22 protein-coding genes are annotated in these 21,554 nt (G+C 32.1%); 20 read left to right on the forward strand and 2 right to left on the reverse strand.

The annotated features are described in order from the left end of the window. Positions 1-194: 194 nt before the first annotated feature. From RMO53_RS06295 to RMO53_RS06310, 4 genes are all read left to right on the forward strand, one after another. Positions 195-449 (forward strand): type II toxin-antitoxin system Phd/YefM family antitoxin, encoded by a 255-nt coding sequence (locus RMO53_RS06295; protein ID WP_310379059.1) that lies wholly within the window; start codon positions 195-197, stop codon positions 447-449. Position 450: 1 nt separating this feature from the next. After that, on the forward strand, positions 451-708 hold the full coding sequence (locus RMO53_RS06300; protein WP_310379061.1) for a Txe/YoeB family addiction module toxin: 258 nt from the start codon (positions 451-453) through the stop codon (positions 706-708). 313 nt (positions 709-1,021) lie between these two features. After that, positions 1,022-1,270 (forward strand): type II toxin-antitoxin system ParD family antitoxin, encoded by a 249-nt coding sequence (locus RMO53_RS06305; RefSeq protein ID WP_310379063.1) that lies wholly within the window; start codon positions 1,022-1,024, stop codon positions 1,268-1,270. Next, complete coding sequence (locus tag RMO53_RS06310; RefSeq protein ID WP_310379065.1) at positions 1,263-1,562, forward strand: type II toxin-antitoxin system RelE/ParE family toxin; 300 nt, start codon at positions 1,263-1,265, stop codon at positions 1,560-1,562. Before RMO53_RS06305 ends, RMO53_RS06310 begins: the two co-directional genes overlap by 8 nt. Positions 1,563-1,678: 116 nt before the next feature. Here the strand turns inward: RMO53_RS06310 and yaaA are convergent, their stop codons facing one another. Beyond that, positions 1,679-2,437: a peroxide stress protein YaaA gene (yaaA, locus tag RMO53_RS06315; RefSeq protein WP_310379067.1), complete on the reverse strand. Its 759-nt coding sequence runs from the start codon at positions 2,435-2,437 to the stop codon at positions 1,679-1,681. Between the two features lie 242 nt (positions 2,438-2,679). On the opposite strand from yaaA, the gene RMO53_RS06320 reads away from it, so the two are divergent. The 4 genes from RMO53_RS06320 (at position 2,680) to RMO53_RS06335 (ending at position 6,879) form a co-directional block, all read left to right on the forward strand. Continuing rightward, complete coding sequence (locus RMO53_RS06320) at positions 2,680-3,933, forward strand: MFS transporter (protein ID WP_310379068.1); 1,254 nt, start codon at positions 2,680-2,682, stop codon at positions 3,931-3,933. 232 nt (positions 3,934-4,165) lie between these two features. Then, the gene (locus tag RMO53_RS06325) at positions 4,166-4,939 is read left to right on the forward strand and encodes a sulfite exporter TauE/SafE family protein (protein WP_310379070.1); all 774 of its coding nucleotides are present in this window, start codon (positions 4,166-4,168) and stop codon (positions 4,937-4,939) included. A gap of 135 nt (positions 4,940-5,074) precedes the next feature. Then, positions 5,075-6,502, forward strand: a complete 1,428-nt coding sequence (locus RMO53_RS06330) for an L-serine ammonia-lyase (protein ID WP_310379073.1) — start codon at positions 5,075-5,077, stop codon at positions 6,500-6,502. A gap of 5 nt (positions 6,503-6,507) precedes the next feature. Beyond that, complete coding sequence (locus RMO53_RS06335) at positions 6,508-6,879, forward strand: DUF2809 domain-containing protein (RefSeq protein ID WP_310379075.1); 372 nt, start codon at positions 6,508-6,510, stop codon at positions 6,877-6,879. Between the two features lie 2 nt (positions 6,880-6,881). Here the strand turns inward: RMO53_RS06335 and RMO53_RS06340 are convergent, their stop codons facing one another. After that, complete coding sequence (locus tag RMO53_RS06340) at positions 6,882-7,628, reverse strand: NrtR DNA-binding winged helix domain-containing protein (RefSeq protein ID WP_310379076.1); 747 nt, start codon at positions 7,626-7,628, stop codon at positions 6,882-6,884. Positions 7,629-7,788: 160 nt separating this feature from the next. Between RMO53_RS06340 and RMO53_RS06345 the strand changes: the two genes are divergently transcribed. The 12 genes from RMO53_RS06345 to RMO53_RS06400 all read left to right on the forward strand — a co-directional run bounded on the left by RMO53_RS06345 (position 7,789) and on the right by RMO53_RS06400 (position 21,472). Beyond that, the gene (locus RMO53_RS06345) at positions 7,789-10,257 is read left to right on the forward strand and encodes a glycoside hydrolase family 3 C-terminal domain-containing protein (RefSeq protein WP_310379078.1); all 2,469 of its coding nucleotides are present in this window, start codon (positions 7,789-7,791) and stop codon (positions 10,255-10,257) included. A 179-nt stretch (positions 10,258-10,436) separates the two neighbouring features. Then, positions 10,437-11,255, forward strand: coding sequence for a 3-methyl-2-oxobutanoate hydroxymethyltransferase (panB, locus tag RMO53_RS06350; RefSeq protein ID WP_310379080.1), 819 nt, complete (start codon positions 10,437-10,439; stop codon positions 11,253-11,255). Between the two features lie 4 nt (positions 11,256-11,259). Then, positions 11,260-11,754 carry a GNAT family N-acetyltransferase gene (locus tag RMO53_RS06355; RefSeq protein ID WP_310379081.1) on the forward strand — a complete coding sequence of 165 codons (495 nt, stop codon included), beginning with the start codon at positions 11,260-11,262 and terminating at the stop codon, positions 11,752-11,754. After that, entirely contained in the window at positions 11,754-12,455 is a 702-nt protein-coding gene (locus tag RMO53_RS06360; protein ID WP_310379083.1) for an RluA family pseudouridine synthase, read from the forward strand. Before RMO53_RS06355 ends, RMO53_RS06360 begins: the two co-directional genes overlap by 1 nt. 31 nt (positions 12,456-12,486) lie before the next feature. Then, positions 12,487-13,815: an aldehyde dehydrogenase gene (locus RMO53_RS06365; protein WP_310379085.1), complete on the forward strand. Its 1,329-nt coding sequence runs from the start codon at positions 12,487-12,489 to the stop codon at positions 13,813-13,815. 58 nt (positions 13,816-13,873) lie between these two features. Continuing rightward, positions 13,874-14,653, forward strand: a complete 780-nt coding sequence (locus tag RMO53_RS06370) for a hypothetical protein (RefSeq protein WP_310379087.1) — start codon at positions 13,874-13,876, stop codon at positions 14,651-14,653. Positions 14,654-14,727: 74 nt separating this feature from the next. Further along, on the forward strand, positions 14,728-18,423 hold the full coding sequence (locus tag RMO53_RS06375) for a PAS domain-containing protein (RefSeq protein WP_310379088.1): 3,696 nt from the start codon (positions 14,728-14,730) through the stop codon (positions 18,421-18,423). Between the two features lie 30 nt (positions 18,424-18,453). Next, positions 18,454-19,314 (forward strand): neutral zinc metallopeptidase, encoded by an 861-nt coding sequence (locus RMO53_RS06380; protein ID WP_310379089.1) that lies wholly within the window; start codon positions 18,454-18,456, stop codon positions 19,312-19,314. A 73-nt stretch (positions 19,315-19,387) separates the two neighbouring features. After that, positions 19,388-19,657 (forward strand): hypothetical protein, encoded by a 270-nt coding sequence (locus RMO53_RS06385; RefSeq protein ID WP_310379091.1) that lies wholly within the window; start codon positions 19,388-19,390, stop codon positions 19,655-19,657. Positions 19,658-19,995: 338 nt separating this feature from the next. Then, a complete protein-coding gene (locus tag RMO53_RS06390; RefSeq protein ID WP_310379093.1) occupies positions 19,996-20,682 on the forward strand; it encodes a hypothetical protein in 687 nt (228 codons plus the stop codon). A gap of 230 nt (positions 20,683-20,912) precedes the next feature. Next, on the forward strand, positions 20,913-21,158 hold the full coding sequence (locus RMO53_RS06395; RefSeq protein WP_310379096.1) for an AbrB/MazE/SpoVT family DNA-binding domain-containing protein: 246 nt from the start codon (positions 20,913-20,915) through the stop codon (positions 21,156-21,158). Then, positions 21,149-21,472 carry a type II toxin-antitoxin system PemK/MazF family toxin gene (locus tag RMO53_RS06400; RefSeq protein WP_310379098.1) on the forward strand — a complete coding sequence of 108 codons (324 nt, stop codon included), beginning with the start codon at positions 21,149-21,151 and terminating at the stop codon, positions 21,470-21,472. Before RMO53_RS06395 ends, RMO53_RS06400 begins: the two co-directional genes overlap by 10 nt. Positions 21,473-21,554 lie beyond the last annotated feature (82 nt).

Below are 21,554 nucleotides of genomic sequence, written 5' to 3' on the forward strand. Positions count from 1 at the left end.
GATGTGATTTTTGCTCTTACCTTGCTGGAGTAAAGTTTCAATTACAATCCTCTCTTTATAGGATAATCTTTTGTGTATTTTTTTCATAATTCAACAAAGATAAAATTTATCATTTGTTGCGTTAGGTTTTTGAATTCTCCCTAATTGCATAAAATCAAAATATTGTACATACATTTGTACAAATTATAATAATTATGGTAGTAGCAAATATTTCAGATTTCAGAAAAGATATTAAATCTTACTTTGATAGAGTAGCAATAAACTTTGAAACTCTAATTATAAATCGTGGAAAAGATTCAGGGATTGTTGTTATTTCACTTGAAGAATATAATTCACTAATTGCAACAAATTATGAATTATCAAACAGAACTAACGAAAGAAGGTTAGATGCTGCTATTGATAAATTTAAGAGTGGTAAATCATTTTCTAAAGCCTTAATTGAGGAATAAAATGAAATATGTATTTGTCGATGAATCTTGGGAAGATTATTTGTATTGGCAAAAAATTGACAAGAAGAAAGTTAAAAAAATAAATGACCTACTCAAAGATATTTCAAGAAATCCTTTTGAAGGAATAGGAAAGTCAGAACCATTGAAACACAAGTATGCAGGATTTTGGTCAAGAAGAATTGATGATGAACATAGATTAATTTATAGGTTTATCGATGATGAAATTCAAATTTTGAAATGTAGACATCATTACGACTAATATTACTACCGCTAACAGCTAATACACCGGATTAGGGCAATTGGCTTTCCCAAAGTATCGGGAGGAAAGTTGGTTTTGTATTTGGAAGGTTTGCTTCGCCTGTTCGCTATAGCTCGGGTGACAAATCCGAATAATGGACATAACCGCTCCGCAATCCAGAAATTTCGGGATTGCGGAGCGGTTTAATTTAATAGCAAACCCGCGATAGCGACAAACCATTGACTGTTATTTTTCAGAAAAAAGAAAGTAAAAAAAAACTAAAATTTACTTTGAAAGTTACCTAAATTTGGTAACTTTATAGAAAAATAAAATTATGGGACGAAATACATCAGTTTCTTTAGGTGATTATTTTGAAAGTTTTGTCGACAACAGCGTTTCAGAAGGTAGATTCAAAAACGCAAGTGAAGTCATTCGCGCAGGTTTACGTTTATTAGAAAGTGAAGAAAATAAAGTAATTATTCTGAAAAACGCAATTAAAGAAGGAATCGAAAGTGGAATCGCCGAAAATTTTAATCCAAAAGACCATCTTGAATCATTAAAAGCTGGAAAAAGAAATGTCTAAATATTTTCTATCCAATAAAGCCGTTGATGATTTATCGAAAATTTGGGATTATACTTATGAAGTTTGGTCTGAAAATCAAGCCGACAAATATTATTATGAATTGCTTGAAGATTGCCAAAAATTATCCGAAAAGCAGAATTTAGGAAGAAATTATATAGAAATTGATTTAGAAATTTATGGTTATAAATCAGGGGAACATATCGTATTTTACAGAACCATAAATGAAAAAGAAATTGAAATAGTCAGATTCTTACATTCGAGAATGGATTTAAAAAACAGAATTCAAGAATAAAAAAAAGTTAACAGCCGTTTAGACTTAATACTGGCTCCGCAATCCTGAAATTTCGGGATTGCGGAGCGCTGTTGAAAGCATTATGAATTTGTTGGAAATATTTAGATAAGTAAAAATTACCTCGTAAAAACCAAATGATTCCCTTTGGATAAATTGGCATCAAATTGATACCCTTCATAGTTGAATCCTTTTAAATCTTCCAACGTTTCTGCATTGGTATCAATAATATAACGCACCATCATTCCTCTGGCTTTTTTGGCAAAAAAACTTATCATTTTAAGTTTTCCATCTTTGTAATCCTTAAATTCTGGAGTAATTACAGGAACTTTCAATGCTTTGACATCGATCACCGAAAAATATTCATTACTGGCTAAATTGATAAATAACTCTCCTTTTTTGAGTTCTTTATTCAATGCTTTGGTTAAGGTAGTTTTCCAAAATTTATATAAATTGTCGCTTTCGCCAACTTGCAATTTTGTCCCCATTTCCAATCGGTAGGCTTGCATTAAATCCAATGGTTTCATGATGCCATACAATCCTGATAAAATGCGCAATTTATCTTGTACCTTTTCTAATTTTTCGATTGGAATAGTATAAGCATCCAATCCTACATAGACTTCGCCATCAAAAGTAAAAATAGCTGGACGTGCATTCTCTGTAGTAAAAGGAGTTTTCCAATGCTGGTTGCGTTGCCAATTCAAATCAGCCAACTTATCTGAAATATCCATTAAACCGGAAAGTTCTGCAGGTTTTAATTTTTTTAAAATACGATGCACTTTTTTTGATTCTCCCACAAACAATGGTTCAGAATAGTGTGCAGTTGGCAATTCCTTATCAAAATTTAAGGATTTGGCTGGCGAGATAACGATTTTCATTTTCTTTTTTTAATTATTCAAAAGTACAAATTGAAAAACCGAAAATCAAAGTTGTTGTAAGTAATATTTATACTATTTTTGAAATATGAATTCAATTAACTCGAGGCAGAGTTTACGAAGTACCATTGAAGTTAACTCGGATTTCAAAAATTTTCAAAAAAAATCAATAGAATCTGTGGCAAAAACAAACAAATCGAAGCTAAACCCTGAGAAATTTAACCAAAGAGATTAAAAATAACCCAATGACGACAACTCCACATCAAAACACTAAAATTCTAAATACCGCAGTAATTGTGGCTGCACTTGGCTATTTTGTTGATATTTATGACTTATTGCTTTTTGGGATTGTCAGAACGGATAGCCTAAAAGATTTAGGAATTACAGGTGATGCCATTCGCAATCAGGGGGAATTTTTGATCAGTATGCAAATGTTAGGAATGCTTGTTGGGGGAATTCTCTGGGGAGTTTTAGGCGATAAAAAAGGGCGGATTTCCGTGTTATTTGGGTCGATATTAATTTATTCTGTAGCGAATATTGCCAACGGAATGGTTACTACAGTTGATGGATATGCTTTTTGGAGATTGATTGCAGGAATTGGACTTGCGGGAGAATTAGGCGCAGGAATTACTCTCGTTGCCGAAAGTTTGCCCAAAGAAAAACGTGGTTACGGCACAATGATAGTCGCTTCGGTTGGGGTTTCTGGTGCTGTTGCAGCCTATTTAGTCTATAAAATTTTTCAAGATTGGCGTTTGTGTTATTATGCTGGTGGCGTTTTAGGAATTCTATTATTGTTTTTGAGAATAAGTGTTCATGAGTCGGGAATGTTTAAAAAAGTGAAAGAAAGCGATGAAAAAAAAGGCGATTTTCTGTCTTTGTTTACCAATAAAAAACGTTTTATCAAATACATGCAATGCATTCTTATGGGAATTCCGCTGTGGTTTATCGTGGGTATTTTAATTACTTTTTCCCCTGAATTTGCAAAAGCATTGGGTGTACAAAATGCTGAAACTATCGAAGCTGGTCAAGCCATTGCTTGGTATTATGGCGGATTAGTTTTTGGCGATGTTGCCAGTGGTTTATTGAGTCAGTGGCTACAAAGCAGGAAAAAAGTCATGCGATTATTTTTAATTTTTAATCTCGTTATGGTTTTTGTTTTTCTCAATGCTTATGGTGTTTCTCCTGCAACTTTCTACGGAATTTGTTTGTTTATAGGTTTGTCTGGTGGTTATTGGGTTATTTTTGTAACTATTGCAGCAGAGCAATTTGGTACCAATATTCGAGCAACAGTTACAACTACTGCGCCTAATTTTGTTCGAGGATCATTTCCTATCGTGCTGTTGGGTTATGTGTTTTTTAGAGACCAAATTTTCGATGGTGATATTCTAAAAGCCGGAATGATTATTGGCGTATTGCTTTATATTATTTCGTTTGCTGCTCTTTGGAAACTTAAAGAAACTTTTCATACCGATTTGAATTTCTCTGAAGAAAATAATTAAATTAACCCATTGGGTGCAATTAATAAAATTCTCAAATTATTAAAAAAACTTAAAACTTTACCACATAGAAACATAGAAAAAAGAGATAGATAGGCCAATACTTGGCTTCACAAAGCTATGATTTACTGCAATAGAGTGAAACGCCTTGTTAAAATTCACAAAATCTATGTTTCTATGTAGTTAAAAAATAAAAAAAATGAATTACACCCAATGGGATAACTGTTTTTAATTTATGGAATACTTCATTATTTGTCTTGCAGCATTGCTGGGTTCAGGATTGACCTTGTTCTCCGGTTTTGGATTGGGAACATTGCTTGTTCCTGTTTTTGGATTATTTTTTCCAATAGAAACTGCCATTATGCTAACTGCGATTGTTCATTTTTTGAACAACATTTTCAAACTAATTTTGTTAGGCAAAAATGCAAATTTAAATGTGGTTTTCCGTTTTGGAATTCCTGCTATTCTATTTGCCTTTCTTGGGGCTTATATTCTTTCATTATTGACCGAAATGCAACCGTTATTTGTCTATAAAATAGATAATGCTACTTTTGAAATCATGCCTACAAAATTGATTGTTGGATTGCTTTTATTGTTTTTTTCGCTTTTTGAAATAATTCCGAAATTATCTCATCTTCAGTTTAATAAAAAATACCTTCCGCTTGGCGGAATATTAAGTGGTTTTTTTGGTGGTCTTTCAGGAAATCAAGGTGCATTGAGAGCCGCTTTCTTGATTCGAGCTAATTTGTCTGCGTCCTCATTTATCGCAACTGGAGTTGTAATCGCTTGTATGATAGATATTTCAAGATTGAGTATTTATATAACTGACACAAAGAATTTTCACAATCAATTAGATTATAAATTGTTAACATTAGCAACCCTTTCTGCATTTACTGGAGCGTATTTTGGGAATAAATTAATCAAGAAAGTAACTATAAAAAACATTCAAAATCTTGTGGCAATCTTACTGATTGTTTTTGCAGTGCTATTAATAATGGGGATTATTTAATTCTTAAGATTCGTTTAATAATGCTAACTGAAAACTTTTGATTCGATAATTATTTTATCAAATTCATAATTTTTAGCACTATAAATTCTTTTTTACATATTCATTCTGCTATATTTGTCCTAATAAATTACTATTATGGAAGAATGTATTTCGGTATTTGATATGTTAAAAATAGGAGTTGGACCATCAAGTTCACATACTCTTGGACCTTGGCGTGCAGCTGAACGTTTTCTTTCAGAATTACGAAATCAAAATTTTTTGTTGAAAACCGTTCGGGTCAAAGTGGATTTGTACGGTTCACTTTCTTTGACTGGCAAAGGTCACGCAACTGATTTAGCCATAATGCTAGGGTTATCAGGTCAAGATCCTGAATACATTCCGGTTCAAAATATAGCCGGAATTATTAAAATTATCGAAGATAAAAACGAAATCTTACTTGGTAACGAAATTACGATTCCATTTTACTTTTTACAAGATATTGTTTTTAATAAAAACTTCTTGCCTTTTCACGCCAATGGTCTAAAATTCACAGCCTTTTTAAATGATGGTACTGAACATATTTCTACTTATTACTCTATAGGTGGTGGATTTGTTGTGGTGGAAGAAAGAGTTAATGCCAAGAAAAAATTAGCTATAAAATGCGCTTTTCCGTTTCCGATTCAAAACGCCGAAGAACTTCTAAATTATACTGTTTCAGAAAATAAACTTATTTCAGAAATTGTTTATGAAAACGAAAAATCCATGCGTTCTGAAGCGGAAATTCACAATGAATTAATGCGGATTTGGCACACTATGCTGGAATGTATGTACATTGGTTGTCATTCCGAAGGCATACTTCCTGGTGGATTAAATGTCCGCCGAAGAGCATTTGACTTACATCAAAATCTTATTGGCTTAGCCAATTATTCAAACCCGCAAGAATGGCTCGAAGAAATCCGAAAAACAGAAGTTAAATTTCGACAAATCTTAAAATGGGTTTCCTGTTTTGCATTAGCGGTAAACGAAGTCAATGCTGCTTTAGGTCGCGTCGTTACTGCGCCAACTAACGGAAGTGCAGGAGTAATTCCAGCTGTTTTAATGTATTATTTGGTTATAGAAAACCACGAAGCTGGTGAAAAAGAAATAAAACAATTTTTGATGGTTGCTGGCGAAATTGGTAGCATTTTCAAAAAAGGTTCCACAATTTCTGCAGCAATGGGTGGTTGTCAGGCAGAAATTGGAGTTTCATCCGCTATGGCTGCCGCTGCATTATGCGAAGTCATGGGCGGAACTTCGGACCAAGTATTGATGGCGGCAGAAATCGCAATGGAACATCATTTGGGTTTAACCTGTGATCCAATTGGTGGTTTAGTCCAAATTCCGTGTATAGAAAGAAATACTATGGGTGCAATAAAAGCAATCAATGCAGCAGAATTAGCAATGGCAACTGATGCCAAAAACGCAAAAGTTCCTTTAGACAAAGTTATTGATACCATGTGGCAAACTGCAAAAGACATGAACAACAAATACAAAGAAACCTCAGAAGGCGGATTAGCAATTGCTGTAAATATGGCAGATTGTTAATAATTATGAAAAAAAATACACGTATTAACTACTTCCTTTTAATTTTTACTGTTATCATATTAGGTGTTTTGTCCAGAAGGATACATGGTGTCCCATTGTTTTTTGGTGACATTCTATATGCAATAATGGTCTATTTTGGAATCCGATTTGTTTTTATAAATAGTAGTTTCAGAAATAGTATAATTCTAGCTTTACTCCTTTGCTTTTCAATTGAATTCTTACAACTTTATACTGCAGAATGGATGGTTTCGATTCGTAAAACTACTCTAGGGCATTATGTTTTTGGGCAAGGATTTCTTTGGAGTGATTTGGTGTATTATACGCTAGGTGTAGTTTTTGCATTTTTAGCAGATGTCTTTTTAATTAATAAAAAATAATTTTACCAACCTTCGCTCAAACCTGTTTCTAAAGCAACTTGATATTTATCGAAATCAAATTTATACAAATCTGGAGCCTTGTGTGCACCACCTTTTCTACTTTCGTCCAGTTTTTCAAGAATATCATACCGCAATATTTTTCTGTAAAAGTTACCTCTATTTAATTTTTTATCTAGTATAATTTCATATAATTTTTGAAGCTCTGGCATGGTGAATTTTTCTGACAACAAACTATAACCTATGGGTTGGTAGTTCAATTGTTCCCGAAGTGTTTTTAATGCTCTTTCAAAAATACTTTTGTGATCCATCATTAAATCGGGCAATTCATCAATAGATTTCCATTCACAAGCTTCAGAAAGATCATCAACAACTAAATTAACTTGAGAATAATTGACAAGCGCATAAAATCCAATGGATATAAATCGCTGTTTGTGCCAAAGTGCCTCTGGATATTCCTCAAAAAAACCTTCGGAACGATTCAAATCGCCAAAAACTCTAAATTGTTGTAAAAAAATATTTTCGGCTCCAGTTCTATTATACAAGATTCTATTGGCTGCTTGGAGTAAATTTTCAGTTTTCAAAACATAACCACCAGGTAATGCCCAGAGGTTTTTGTCCTTAAACTTAGTAAGTAATACTTTTAAATTCCCGTCGTGAAACCCAAAAATAACACAGTCAATAGATAAATTAGGAATATAAATATCCCAGGCTTCGGCAGATTTTTCTTCTAATATTTTTTTAAGTTCCATGATCTAAATTTCATTGCGAAAATACACTATTCATTATGATTTTTACTTTTTATTTCTGATAACCAAAAAATTATGATTTTTTATTTTGCAAATATAAAAATTATAATTAATATTGCTTCATATTGAAGCAATGAAATAAATTATTAACTAAATAAACATTATGAAAAATTATTCTTTTACAAAAATTGCGAAAGTAACACTGCTCGCAGTTGTGATTAGTTCGGGTATTTCTTGGAAAAAAGTTCCAACGGAAACAAATTCAAATAGGAAACAAGAAATAACTCTAAATGGATTTACATTTCAAGATTTAAACAATAATGGAAAACTTGATATTTATGAAGATTATCGTTTGCCAATATCTAGCAGGATTCAAGATTTGCTAAAACAACTAACCAATGAGGAAAAAGCAAGTTTATTGATTGGTATAGGAATGCCTGGTTTTAACACTACAACTTTTACGTTCAATCCTGGAGCAGATTTGGGCAAAGTTCCAGGTGCAGCAGGTGGAACTTTTGAAATAAAAAGATTAGGAATTCCAACCGTTGTTGTTTCTGATGGTCCAGCCGGATTACGAATTAATCCAACGAGAGACAATGAAACTAAAACCTATTATGCAACTGCATTTCCTGTAGGTACAGCATTAGCATCAACTTGGAATACTGAACTGATTACTAGTGTAGGAAATGCAATGGGCAACGAAGTAAAAGAATATGGGGTTGATGTTTTATTAGGTCCAGGAATGAATATTCATAGAAACCCATTATGTGGACGAAACTTTGAATACTACTCGGAAGATCCATTTTTGACAGGGAAAATTGCTGCTGCAATGGTCAATGGAATCGAAGCAAATGGCGTTGGAACATCAATAAAACATTTTGCTGTAAACAATCAAGAAAGGAACCGAATGGGGATTAATGCTCATGTTAGCGAGAGAGCTTTGCGTGAAATTTATTTGCGCGGTTTTGAAATTGCAGTAAAAGAATCGCAACCATGGACCATCATGTCGTCCTACAATTTACTTAACGGAAAATACACTTCTGAAAGAAACGATTTATTAACCACCGTTTTACGAGACGAATGGGGTTTTAAAGGTTTAGTAATGACCGATTGGTTTGGTGGATATAATAGTTTTAGAGCGCCATTTTCGCCAAATGCTGTTAGTAATGTAACGGACCAATTAACCGCTGGTAATGATTTGCTTATGCCTGGATTACCCGCTCAAAAACAAGCTATTTTAGACAACATGAAAAGTGGGAAATTATCAAAAGATAGCATAGATAAAAATGTAAGTAAAATATTAGAATTAGTATTAAAATCACCCGCAATGAGCAACTATATATATTCTAACAAACCCGATTTAAAGACTCATTCAACAATAACCAGACAAGCAGCGTCAGAAGGAACTATCCTTTTAAAAAATAATAACAATACCTTACCATTTACCTCAAAATCCTCGTCAATAGCAGTTTTTGGTGTTACCTCTTATGATTTCCTTTCAGGAGGAACAGGAAGTGGCGATGTAAACGAAGCGTATTCTATTTCGCTAATTGATGGTTTAACTAACGCTGGTTTTACAATTGATAAAGAATTAGAAAGTGCCTACAAACCCTATACCGAAGGACAGAAAGAAAAAGAAATGGAACGCCGACAAAGAGAAGGTGGATTATTAGCCATTCCTAAAAGATTACCCGAGTTACAATTAAGCAAATCATTTATTGAAACAAAAGCTAAATCTGCAGAAATTGCATTAATTACAGTAGGAAGAAATGCAGGTGAAGCCGGAGATAGAGTTGTCGATGAAGATTTTAATCTGGCTGCTGATGAAGTTTCGTTAATCAATAAAGTAGCCGAAGCATTTCACGCAAAAGGAAAAAAAGTAGTAGTCATACTAAATATTGGTGGTGTCATTGAAACCGCAAGTTGGAGAGACAAAGTAGATGCAATTCTACTTCCATGGCAGCCAGGACAAGAAGGTGGAAATTCTGTTGCGGATGTTATTTCTGGTGTAGTGAATCCTTCTGGAAAATTAACAATGACTTTTCCAGTGAATTTTGATGACAATTCATCTTCAAAAAACTGGATTGGAACACCAGCCGAGAATCCTACAAGTGTAACTTATGAAGAAGGCGTTTATGTTGGATACCGCTATTTTAATACCTTCAATGTAAAACCGGCTTACGAATTTGGTTACGGATTATCCTACTCGACTTTTGAATTTACTGATTTAAAATTAAGTTCAAAAACGTTTACTAATAAAATGACCGTAACTGTAACTGTAAAAAATACGGGCAATGTTGCTGGAAAAGAAGTAGCGGAATTGTACTTAACTGCACCAACAAAATCTATTGACAAACCAAGTTCCGAACTTAAAGCTTTTGCAAAAACAAAAGTTTTAAAACCCGGAGAAAGTCAAACCATTACATTAACATTAAACCCTAAGCAATTAGCTTCATTTGTAACTTCAAGAAACGCTTGGATTGCTGATTCTGGTTCATACAAAGTAGCTCTTGGAACATCATCATTAAACATCAAGCAAACCGCGAATTTCACTTTAGCGAATGAATTAGTAGTAGAAAAAACGAATTCATCCTTTGCCGCTGATGTGACTTTTACGGATTTGAAACAGTAATATAAAACACAAACTTCTAAAACTTAGGTTTTAGAAAAAAAATAGAGGTGCAAAATATTTTTCAAAAATCTTTGTGTTTTGAGAATTAAGTATAAAATGGATTCAATAACTATTGAATCCATTTTTTTTGTTTAAAAACTAATCATTTTATTACTTTTACATTCTAAAATAAAAAATCAATGTCAGTAGCCAAAAAAGATTATAAACGAATTACTACCAAATCACTCTTTGATATGAAAGCCAATGGAGAAAAAATCTCCATGCTGACTGCTTATGATTTTTCTATGGCAAAAATTGTTGATTCTGCAGGAATTGATGTAATCCTTGTGGGTGATTCTGCTTCTAATGTTATGGCGGGACACGAAACCACACTACCAATCACATTAGACCAAATGATTTATCACGCCTCATCAGTAGTTCGAGCCATCGAAAGAGCTTTAGTCGTTGTTGATTTGCCGTTTGGAAGTTATCAATCCGATGCGAAAGAAGCGCTTCGTTCTGCCATCAGAATTATGAAAGAAAGTGGCGGTCATGCTGTAAAAATGGAAGGTGGCAAAGAAATTAGAGATTCTATCAAAAAAATACTAAATGCGGGAATTCCAGTCATGGGACATTTGGGTTTAACCCCACAATCCATATATAAATTTGGAACTTATACCGTTCGAGCCAAAGAAGAAGAAGAAGCGGAAAAATTAATGGAAGATGCAAAACTACTCGAAAAATTAGGCTGTTTTGCCATCGTTATCGAAAAAGTTCCAGCCCATCTCGCCGAGAAAGTGGCACAAAGCATTTCGATTCCTGTAATTGGGATTGGTGCTGGTGGTGGAGTTGACGGACAAGTACTTGTTATTCACGACATGTTAGGAATGAACAATGAATTTAGTCCCCGTTTTTTAAGACGCTATCTGAATTTGTATGAGCAAATGACTGCCGCAATTGGACAATATGTTACTGACATAAAATCAAAAGATTTTCCGAATTCGAACGAGCAATATTAGTTTAATGGAACTAAATTTAGAATCAAATCGACTAATTTTACAACGTGTAACTCTTAAAGATTATAGTTTTATAAAAGCGTTAGTAAACACAAAAGGTTGGATTCAGTTTATTGGCGACAGGCAAATTCACTCTGATAAAGAAGCCAAAAATTATATTGAAAAAATAATAAACATTCAAAATATCAAGTATTGGGTTGTAACACTTAAAGACCAAAATACTGCTATTGGAATTATAACTTTCATAAAAAGAGACTCTCTCGATTTTCATGATTTAGGGTTTGCTTTTTTACCAGAATTCGGTAAAAATGGTTATGCGTATGAAGCTACAAATATTGTTTTAGAGCAACTAAAATTAGACAAAACGCAACAAACTATTTTAGCCACCACAATTCCTGAAAACAATAAATCCATACAGCTTCTCGAAAAACTTGGATTTAATTTTAGAGACAAAATCGAAAATAATGGCGAAATACTTTCGGTATATTTAAAACAAATCTAGTGAGTACAAAAATCATTTCTACCAAGTTCAATCTCCAAATTCTACACGAAGACAATCATCTTATCATAATCAATAAGCGTGTTGGCGACATTGTTCAAGGAGATAAAACTGGAGACAAACCACTATCCGAAGTCGTAAAAGAATACATCAAAGACAAGTACAACAAACCCGGCGAAGTTTTTCTGGGCGTGGTTCACCGCTTAGACAGACCAACAACCGGGATAATAGTTTTTGCGAGAACAAGCAAAGCATTAACTCGAATGAATGAATTATTTAGCAATCGAGATACCAAAAAAACGTATTGGGCAATTGTCAAAAACAAACCATCAAAACCAGAAGACAAGCTCGTACATTTCTTGAAAAGAAACGAGAAAAATAATACCTCAAAAGCACACTTAAAAGAAGTTCCCGATAGTAAATTAGCGTCTTTAGATTATAAAATTATTGCTGAACTTAACAATTATTTTGCTTTAGAAATAAATCTTCACACGGGTCGTCACCATCAAATTCGAGCGCAATTACAAGCAATTGGATCACCCATAAAAGGCGATTTAAAATACGGTTTTGATCGCAGTAATCCAGATGGTGGAATTCATCTTCATGCCAGAAAATTAGTTTTTGTCCATCCCGTTTCACAAGAAAACATGATACTTATTGCACCTGTTCCAAATGATGTGATTTGGAATGCAATTGTAGTATAAAAAATGTATCTTTAAATTTTTATTACACATTATGGAATATAAAGAAAATATCAATTTTAGAAAAGAAACTTTAATAAAATTATTGAATAGTGTTATTAATCATGAAAATGAAATTATTCAAGCTTTATACGAAGATTTCAAAAAACCAGATTTTGAAGCCGTGCTTACGGAGACAAACTATGTTATTTCTGAATTAAAATATACCATAAATCATATTGCCAAATGGGCAAAGCCAAAAAGGGTAATGCCATCAATACTCAACTTTCCTTCTACAGATTATATTTACACGGAACCGTACGGAAAAGTATTAATAATTGCACCTTGGAATTATCCTTTTCAGTTAGCCTTTAGTCCTTTAATAGCCGCAGTAGCTGCTGGTAATCAGGTAGTTTTAAAACCCTCGGAACTCACGCCAAATACGTCTAAAATAATTGCTGAAATTATTCAAAAAACATTTCATATAAATCATGTAGAAGTTGTAGAAGGCGGAGTTGATGTCACTCAAAAATTGCTAGAACAACGTTGGGATTATATTTTTTTTACCGGAAGCATAGCAGTTGGAAAAATTGTTGCGAAAGCTGCTGCCGAAAATCTAACTCCAGTGACTCTCGAACTTGGAGGAAAAAGCCCTTGTATAATTGATGAAACCGCCAATCTAAAACTCTCTGCCAAAAGAATCGTTTGGGGTAAATTTATAAATGCAGGCCAAACGTGTATTGCACCAGATTACATTTTGATTCAAAAGGACATGAAAAGTCATTTTGTAAATTATTTAAAAGAGGAAATTAGTAAAGCTTATGGAGAAAATCCGGAGCAATCACCTGATTATGCAAGAATTATCAACCCAAAAAACTGGCAACGATTAGTTACTATGATTGACCCTCAAAAAGTAATTTTTGGTGGACAAAGCGATGCAGCAAGTTGTTACATTGCTCCTACTCTTATTGCCGAAGATTCACTAGAAAGTTTAGTAATGAAAACAGAAATATTTGGACCATTATTACCCATTCTTACCTATGAAAATGAAACAGATATTGCTACTGTAATTAATAGTTTTGAAAAACCATTAGCCTTATATGTATTCACTGATAATAAAAAGTTTGCTCAAAAAATTATTCAAAACTATTCGTTTGGTGGCGGTTGTATTAATGATACAGTCGTACATTTTTCGAACAGTAGATTGCCTTTTGGTGGTGTAGGTCACAGCGGTATTGGTGCTTATCATGGCAGGTTAAGTTTTGATACTTTTTCGCATAAAAAAGGCATCGTCAAAAAAGCAAATTGGTTGGATTTACCTATGAGATATGCACCTTATAAGGATAAATTAGCATCAATTAAGAAACTTTTAAAATGGCTTTAAACTAATACAATTTCACTAAAATATTATAAACCAATAATTATTACCAAAACCAAAAACTATGAAAACTACACTAGAGAGAATAGAAGAAATTAAAACTAATGGGTATCCACTTGATTTTGCAAATGTATTTGAACATGCGTTCCAAAATTATAAAAAAATTGCTCTATATGCGGGCTTAATGCTTCTTGTGTTTTCGATACTGTTTGTAATCTTAGCCGCAATTGGTGTGTTTTTAACAGTTGATATGGATTCAATCGGAAAAAACATGAAACCCGAAATGTTCGAGCCACAAAATTTTTCTATATCTTTTTTAATCAAATATATACTAGGAATTATAGTCTTTACTGCTTTATTAAGTCCTTTTACTGCAGGTTTTCTTAAAATGGCTGATTGTGCAGAAAAAGGGGAAGAATTTAATGTTTCGACTATTTTTACCTATTATAAGGCACCTTATTTTAAAGATATTGTTTTAGCTACATTACTCATTACAATTATCACGTCAGGTTCATCTATATTGCTAGATTATTATGGATACAAATTTGTTGGTTTACTAATTACAGTACCTGTAAGTTTTGTAACTTTCATGACAATTCCGTTGATTGTATTTGGAAAATTAAATGCCTTTGATGCAATAAAATCGAGTTCAATACTAGTTTTAAAACAACCACTTGTGCTTGTAGCATTATTAATAGTAGGTATTATTGCTTCAATGGTTGGATTCATTGGGTGTTGTATTGGAGTTATTTTTACAATCCCGTTTATGTATTCTATGCATTATTGTATTTACAATGCCATAATCGGAATCGAACCAGAAAATGAGTCTGTAATCGAAGCATAGTGCAAAAAAATTATTTAATTTTTTTACAGAATTCATTTTACTATTTTTACTTATTGAACATTTAAATTAATTACATGCGCCTTAAAAATAAGATATTAACTCTTTGTGTGCTTCTAATTACTTTTATAGCAAATAGTCAAACCGCACAAATCGTAACGAGAAACTCGAACGCTTTTAATTATGAAACCCCATTTTATTTTAGATGGTGGTTCATATTGATTGTTGTGGTTATAATAATAAATATAGTAATCGATATAGACCAGAAATACGCCAATTTCAAAGACGACAATATTTCGAAATATTTTAGAGATAAAAATAATGCAAGGCAGTATAATGTCTATTTACTTTTTATTGCAATAGCTTTTCCCATAAAAGAATTGATTTTAGAAATCTTTAAAATTCGGTTGATTTCTGAATTTATCGAATGTCTATGTATTGGGATATTTTTAATAATTATCTATTATTTAGGATCTAAAAATAGTACTATTCAAAAGTATTTTAGAAAAATGTTTATCTCAACTTATTTCCTAATTTTCTTTTTTGAATTACATAAACTAATCCATTTTCCTTTTGAACTCATTACAAATATTGAAATGCTTTTTGCAATCTTTTTTGCACCTACCGTTTTCAGGACCATTAAACAATACTGGATGTTTTCAGTATTTGTATTCATTTTATTTATTATCCTATTTATTGATGGTAACATAAAAACAAATGCATTTATAATTTATGTCTATACTTATTTAATGAGCATGATGCTTCATTATATGAGGCATTCAAAAATTATAATTTCCGAAGATAAATTTAGATTCGCAAACGAAATTGTAAATAAAGGAAATTTTCTAACAATTACAACAAATCGAAAAGGCAAGGTTACTTTTTGTAGCAATACCGTTAGCGATATTTTAGGCTATACACCAGAGGAAGTTTTGGGATTTGAATTTTGGAAACTCACAGACGATTTTCAATTTAATAAAGGAAGTTATCATAAAAATTATGAAGAAGATAATTTTCATATTAGAAAATTAAAATGTAAAAATGGAGATTTTAAATACATCCAATGGAAAGATAAAAAATTCTCTGATGATCTTTTTCTTGGAATTGGTCAAGACATAACCGCAATTCAAAATATTGAAATTGACAAACAAAATAGAATTGAAAAAATAAATAAATACACCGCGATTTTAAATTATTTTACTTCAAAAAGTTACTCCAACCAAGATGACTTTAATACAAAATTAGAAAATATAACAAAAGCAGTAACTAACAGTATCTATATTAACAAAGTAAGCTACTGGAGTTATGATCAAGATTCATTGAATTGTGAAAAACAATACAACGAACAAACCAAAAAATACGACAAGAAATACAGTATTAAAAAAACAGAGTGTGAACTCTATTTTTCATCTATTAGCAAAGGAAATCAAGTCCTTACAAGTGATGTCTTTAACGACCCAATAATTAATTTTTCATGTCGTGACTATTATCAAGAATATAACATTGTATCATTATTAGACACTCCTGTTTTTTTAAACGGTGAATTAGCTGGAGTTATTAGTTTAGAATCCCTAAATAACGCTGTGCATTGGGACAATGAAGATGCAAGTTTTGCTCGCTCAATTGGTGATTTAATTTCAATCGCATTAGAAAACGAAATGAGAATAGATGCCGAAAAAAAATTAGCCTATAAAAGCGATATGCTTGCTGTAATCACCCAAAATATGGAGAAGTTTTCGCTCCATAAAAATACAGATGATATTTTTAAAAGTATTTTAGGCGAAATTGGTAATGTCATTAATATTGATAGACTAGCTTTTTTTGAAAAAGAACCACAAACAAAAAAATTTCACCAAAAATACAGATGGCTTGCATCAGAAAATGGTTTTGTAGAAATTGAAGAAAAACTACTAAACCTCACACCAGAAGATTTTCCGTTCATATATGAAAGTGGACAATTAAACAAATTTTATTGTTCAGTTGTTTCAAAAATCGAAGATCAAACTATTAGAAAATTCCTTAGCGATTTAGGAATTAAATCCGTGTTATTTTTACCCCTGTTCGTGAAAAATGACTTGTTTGGATTTTTAACCTTTAGCGACACAACCTCAGAACGTGAGTGGTCAATGGATGAAATTAGAATCCTAAAATCATTAGCTAAAATTGTATCATCATCAGTAGAAAGAAACATTAACGAAACTATAATTCAGGAAAGCGAAGAAAAGTTTAGATTACTAGCGAACACAATTCCTGGAGTTGTATACCTCTCTAAATTTGATGAAGGTTCCACTAAAATTTTCTTAAATGATGAAATCGAAAACTTAACAGGATATCCTAAAGAAGATTTTCTCGAAAATAAACTGTCCTATTTAACATTAATTCATCCTGATGAAAAAGATGAAATAATAAAAGTCCAAAAAAACAATTTGATTAATGGCAATGCAATACATTCTACCTACAGATTGAGAAGAAAAAACGGCGAATATATTTGGGTAGAAGAATTTGGTAATGTCATCATGAAAGACAACCAAATAGATTATATAGGTGGAATTTATTTTGATATTACTCAAAAAATAGAAAACGAAAAAGCCATTAAAGAAAAAGAAGTTGCCGAAGCTGCAAACAAAGCAAAATCTGAATTTCTTGCAAATATGAGCCACGAGATTAGAACACCACTTAATGGCATCATTGGGTTTAGCGACATTCTAATGAAAACAGATCTTGAAAACGAACAGAAAAAATACATAACAACCGTAAATCAATCAGCACATTCATTACTCGAATTAATCAATGACATCTTAGATTTTTCGAAAATAGAGGCAGGAAAACTCGATTTGTATATTGAGAAATTTGAAATCAAAGAAGCATTAAATCCAATCATAGATTTAATTATTTACGAAACCAAACAAAAAAACATCAATCTACAACTTATCATAGATAAAGATGTACCCCAATTTATTTGGACCGATTTTGTACGTTTCAAACAAATTTTGATTAACCTGTTATCAAATGCAGTAAAATTTACCGAGAAAGGAACTATAAAATTAAATGTTTCTGTAATCAATATTATAAATGAATCAGAAACCGCGATTCGTTTTGAAGTAATTGATACTGGTATTGGAATTCTCGAAAAAAATCAGAAGAAAATTTTTAAGGCATTTTCACAAGAAGACAGTTCTACAACCCGAAAATTTGGAGGAACTGGTTTAGGACTAACCATTTCGAACCAATTATTAGGACTCATGGGAAGCAAATTGCAACTCAAAAGTAAATTAAATATTGGAAGTACGTTTTATTTTGATTTAGATATAAAAACGAGTAATCTAAATATCAAAGAAATCAGACCAAATAATACAAGTTCTGACCATGAAATTAGCGTCTCAAAAACAAACAACAGCGCAAAAAAAATAACGGTAATGATTGTTGAGGATAACAAAATCAATATGTTATTATTGAAAACCATAATAAAAAAGGTTTTTATGAACGCAACAATTTTTGAAATTTTAAACGGTCAAGAAGCCGTTTTACAGTTCGAAAGCATAAATCCAGATATTATATTTATAGACATTCAAATGCCAATAATGAATGGATACGAAGCCACAAAAGCAATACGGAAACTACAATTAGGAGAAAATATTCCGATAATAGCTATAACCGCAGGAACCGAAAAAGAGGAAAGAGATAAATGCATAAAAGCCGGAATGAATGACTATGTTTCAAAACCCATAATAAATGGTGTCATTGAAGAAGTAATTCTAAAGTGGACTCATTAAAATTTAAATTAAATCTAAAAAAATAAAATTATGAAATGGATAGGAAGACGTCAAAGTGACAACATGGAAGACCGCCGCGGAATGTCTGGAGGTGGAAAAGCAGTTTTGGGTGGTGGAGTTTTAGGAATCGTTATCCTATTATTAAACACTTTTGGTGGCGAAAATGCACAAATGTTGACACCTATTTTAGAACAATTCAATCAGCAGCAAACCACACAAACCGAGTCTAGAGCTTTAACTCCAGAGGAAGAACAAGAAGGAGAATTTGTCAAAACCCTACTTGCTGATAACGAAGATATCTGGACAAAAATCTTTGAAGAAAACAACCTTACTTTCGAAGCTCCAAAACTAGTTTTGTTCAGCGGGCAAGTTCAAACCGCTTGTGGTGGTGCAAGTTCAGCGTCTGGTCCGTTTTATTGTCCCGGAGATAAAGTAATCTATATGGACATGACTTTCTTCGAAGAATTAAGAACAAAATTTGGAGCCGAAGGCGGAGATTTTGCCATAGCTTATGTTCTAGCACACGAATATGGTCATCACATTCAAACCATTTTAGGTACATCGGCAAAGGTACGTCAACTGCAAGAAAACCGTAGTGAAACCGAAGGGAATAAACTATCTGTAGCGCTAGAATTACAAGCTGATTTTTATGCCGGACTTTGGACACATTACAATGAAAACAAAAACGCCATGCTAGAACCAGGCGATATCGAAGAAGCTTTGAGTGCAGCTAATGCAGTTGGAGATGATGCCATCCAGAAAAAAATGCAAGGACAAGTCGTACCCGATTCCTTCACGCACGGAACATCTGAGCAAAGAATGTATTGGTTCAATCGTGGTTTTAAATCAGGAGATATTAATAAAGGAGATACATTCTCGGAAGTGGACTAGGAATTATAGCAACAAGTTGGCAGAAAGCATAAAAAACCCCTAAAAACAGAGCATTCAGAGAAAAAAAAGAAAAATGAAACTAAAATTTTTAATTATTTTATCCCTTATTGCAACAACAAAATCAGTAGGGCAAACAACTATTTACACAAAAGATATTGAAAATTTTTTTCAAGCTTTCGATAGCGTTCAAGCAACAAATGACAAACAAAAACAGATAGAATTTGTTCAAAAACTAAATTTAGACAATGGTAGTTTGGGAATAAAGTATGCAAAAGACAATTCTGTAGATGGCGGTAAAAAAGCAACAGCCAAAGATTGGGCAGACTTAATGCAAAATGCATAAGAAAACCTGATAAGGCTAAGACCTTATCTGTCAAGCCTTCCTTCACAAGCAAGTATTTTAGATTCAAAGTTTAAGTATTTTAAAGAACTATATCCAAATTTCAAAGATGGAAATGTATACTTCTTTGTAGGTCTAGGTATGTTTGGAGGACGACCAGTTGACAATAATGTTTTTGTAGGTAGTGAATTATACGCAAATGAAAAATCAGATTGGGGTGTTTATGTTGTATTCACGAATTTGTTCATACGCTTCAAAACAGGTCAAATAACGCATTATTAGCCCATTGCCTGAATGAAGGAGCTTGCGATTTTATTGCCGAAATAATAAATCAAAAAAAATTGAGCGAGACATTTCCTAATGGTTACATAGATTTTGGATATAAAAATGAAAAAGATATTTGGACAGAATTCAAAAGGTTTATTAAATCAAATGAGAAAGGAAAATTTTTTGATTGGCTTTATGGTAAAAAAGGTAGAAGTTTGAACGGAACGCAAATGAAAGACTTAGGTTACTTTATTGGTTACAAAATATGCAAAGCGTATTATGATAATTCAATTGATAAAAAACTTGCAATTAAAGAGATCATCGAAATGGATGTAAGTACTGATGAAAAGGCAAGATCATTTTTATTAAAATCAGGATATGCGCCAAATAAAGATATAAAATTTCTTAAAACTTTTAAATTCACAAAAGTAGAAGATGTAAAAAAAGGATTAAAGCTGGTTAGATATGGTTACAGAATAGAAAAGGAAAATGTTATTTTTGAGTTTGTGTTACCAAAAAGCGTAAATAAAAACGAAATTGAAATAATTACAATAGCAGGAAGTTTTAATGGTTGGAATCCAAAAGACTTGGATTACAAAATGACTAATACAAAAGGCGATTATTACGAACTTAAACTTTCAAAATCAAAATTAAAAGATTACAACGAATTTAAATTTGTAATAAATACTGAAAACTGGCAATCACCACCTGAAAATGCCAAAAATATAGAAAACGGCAATCTAGTATTAAAATTAAAATAATGCTATCTGGCAAAAGCAGTTTAGTCGTAATTGCGAGATTGCTTTGTACTTGGAAACTTGGTCATAAATTTAATTTTTAGTTTGCGTTTGAAAGTTTAGTCCTAGTTCATTCGTAGCTGCTACAAGCCAAAACCGTTAACAGCAGTAATACAACAAAAAATAATCAATTAAAATTTTCATACTTAAAAAATATGTATTTACTTTGTAATAACATTTAAAACTTTAAATTTATGGAAACTGCAATAATCAAAATAGGGAATTCAAAAGGTTTACGATTGAGTAAAACAATTTTGGAAAAATATAACATTAAAGACAAAGTTGAACTGATATTAGAAACGGGACAAATTATTTTAAAACCAATAGAAACTCCGAGGAAAAATTGGGAAATTGCATTTAAGAAAATGAATTCTGAAAACGATGATGAATTATTGATGAATGACGTGTTTAATGAAGAAAATTTTGATGAATGGAATTAATACAATATTCTATAATTTTAGTAAATCTTGATCCAACTTTGGGAAGTGAAATTCAGAAAACTAGCCTTTGTGTTATTGTTTCGCCAAACGAAATGAATAAATACCTCAAAACAATTGTTATTTGTCCAATGACAACAAATACTAAAGAATATCCTACAAGAGTTGCAGTTAAAAATGACGGAAGAAGTGGAATGATTATTATTGACCAAATAAGAACAATTGATAAATCAAGAATTGTAAAAGTTTTTGGAAAATTGAATTTAAAAGAAATAAAAATGTGTAAAGAAATAATTAAAGAAACATTTGTAGACTAAAATGTACTCCGCCTCGCAAAGGCTCCGACTTTGCGGATGCATTCATCAGTCTTTGACTGAATAAGAACCAAAAGAAAAAAAA

This window comes from Flavobacterium sp., assembly GCF_031409475.1.
Taxonomy (GTDB): Bacteria; Bacteroidota; Bacteroidia; order Flavobacteriales; family Flavobacteriaceae; genus Flavobacterium.

Coding starts and splice junctions, on each gene's coding strand:
- RMO53_RS06395 (WP_310379096.1), top strand. CDS start 20,913: ATGGAAACTGCAATAATCAAAATAGGGAATTCAAAAGGTTTACGATTG.
- RMO53_RS06310 (WP_310379065.1), top strand. CDS start 1,263: ATGTCTAAATATTTTCTATCCAATAAAGCCGTTGATGATTTATCGAAA.
- RMO53_RS06320 (WP_310379068.1), top strand. CDS start 2,680: ATGACGACAACTCCACATCAAAACACTAAAATTCTAAATACCGCAGTA.
- RMO53_RS06305 (WP_310379063.1), top strand. CDS start 1,022: ATGGGACGAAATACATCAGTTTCTTTAGGTGATTATTTTGAAAGTTTT.
- RMO53_RS06375 (WP_310379088.1), top strand. CDS start 14,728: ATGCGCCTTAAAAATAAGATATTAACTCTTTGTGTGCTTCTAATTACT.
- RMO53_RS06400 (WP_310379098.1), top strand. CDS start 21,149: ATGGAATTAATACAATATTCTATAATTTTAGTAAATCTTGATCCAACT.
- RMO53_RS06355 (WP_310379081.1), top strand. CDS start 11,260: ATGGAACTAAATTTAGAATCAAATCGACTAATTTTACAACGTGTAACT.
- RMO53_RS06365 (WP_310379085.1), top strand. CDS start 12,487: ATGGAATATAAAGAAAATATCAATTTTAGAAAAGAAACTTTAATAAAA.
- RMO53_RS06340 (WP_310379076.1), bottom strand. CDS start 7,628: ATGGAACTTAAAAAAATATTAGAAGAAAAATCTGCCGAAGCCTGGGAT.
- RMO53_RS06325 (WP_310379070.1), top strand. CDS start 4,166: ATGGAATACTTCATTATTTGTCTTGCAGCATTGCTGGGTTCAGGATTG.
- RMO53_RS06300 (WP_310379061.1), top strand. CDS start 451: ATGAAATATGTATTTGTCGATGAATCTTGGGAAGATTATTTGTATTGG.
- RMO53_RS06335 (WP_310379075.1), top strand. CDS start 6,508: ATGAAAAAAAATACACGTATTAACTACTTCCTTTTAATTTTTACTGTT.
- RMO53_RS06345 (WP_310379078.1), top strand. CDS start 7,789: ATGAAAAATTATTCTTTTACAAAAATTGCGAAAGTAACACTGCTCGCA.
- panB (WP_310379080.1), top strand. CDS start 10,437: ATGTCAGTAGCCAAAAAAGATTATAAACGAATTACTACCAAATCACTC.
- RMO53_RS06295 (WP_310379059.1), top strand. CDS start 195: ATGGTAGTAGCAAATATTTCAGATTTCAGAAAAGATATTAAATCTTAC.
- RMO53_RS06370 (WP_310379087.1), top strand. CDS start 13,874: ATGAAAACTACACTAGAGAGAATAGAAGAAATTAAAACTAATGGGTAT.
- RMO53_RS06330 (WP_310379073.1), top strand. CDS start 5,075: ATGGAAGAATGTATTTCGGTATTTGATATGTTAAAAATAGGAGTTGGA.
- RMO53_RS06385 (WP_310379091.1), top strand. CDS start 19,388: ATGAAACTAAAATTTTTAATTATTTTATCCCTTATTGCAACAACAAAA.
- yaaA (WP_310379067.1), bottom strand. CDS start 2,437: ATGAAAATCGTTATCTCGCCAGCCAAATCCTTAAATTTTGATAAGGAA.
- RMO53_RS06380 (WP_310379089.1), top strand. CDS start 18,454: ATGAAATGGATAGGAAGACGTCAAAGTGACAACATGGAAGACCGCCGC.